This window comes from Oceanospirillum linum (assembly GCF_001995095.2).
GTDB lineage: Bacteria > Pseudomonadota > Gammaproteobacteria > Pseudomonadales > Halomonadaceae > Oceanospirillum > Oceanospirillum linum.
In genome coordinates, this window is the sequence record NZ_MTSD02000188.1 from 1 (window position 1) to 407 (window position 407).

Annotated in this window: 1 protein-coding gene; it reads right to left on the bottom strand. The window is 62.4% G+C overall.

The features are described from left to right. Positions 1-407: CHASE3 domain-containing protein (locus tag BTA35_RS17255; protein WP_202931326.1), on the bottom strand; the 407-nt coding region annotated here is incomplete at both ends.

A 407-nucleotide genomic window follows, 5' to 3' on the forward strand; every position in this document is an offset into this window, starting at 1 on the left:
AGCGCGATCCATGAAGGTCCTGCCCGAATCGTTTAAAACGATCGCCTGCGCAGGCCCGAATCCTTGCGTGCGTCTGAGCTCGATGACCGAACTCAGCTCGCGCCTCTTCGCTTCCAGCAAGCCGCCTAGCTGGGCGAGCCGCTGCTCCTGTACCGGGCTACCCTTGATGAGCACATCGAGATGATCGAGTTGGGCGCCGATTTGCGGCTCCGCTTGCAGATAGGGTTGCAAGTACTCGTCGCGCCCCGTGATCACATAGCCGCGCTGCCCCGACTCGGCGTCGCGCGCCAGCGACAACAGTCGTTCGAGCCCCGTATAGACCTCGTTCGAATGTTGGACCTCGGCTTCGCTGTCGTAGAGGGTCACTGTGCCGACCGCGCCGATAGCTGCCGTCACCAGCATGAGCA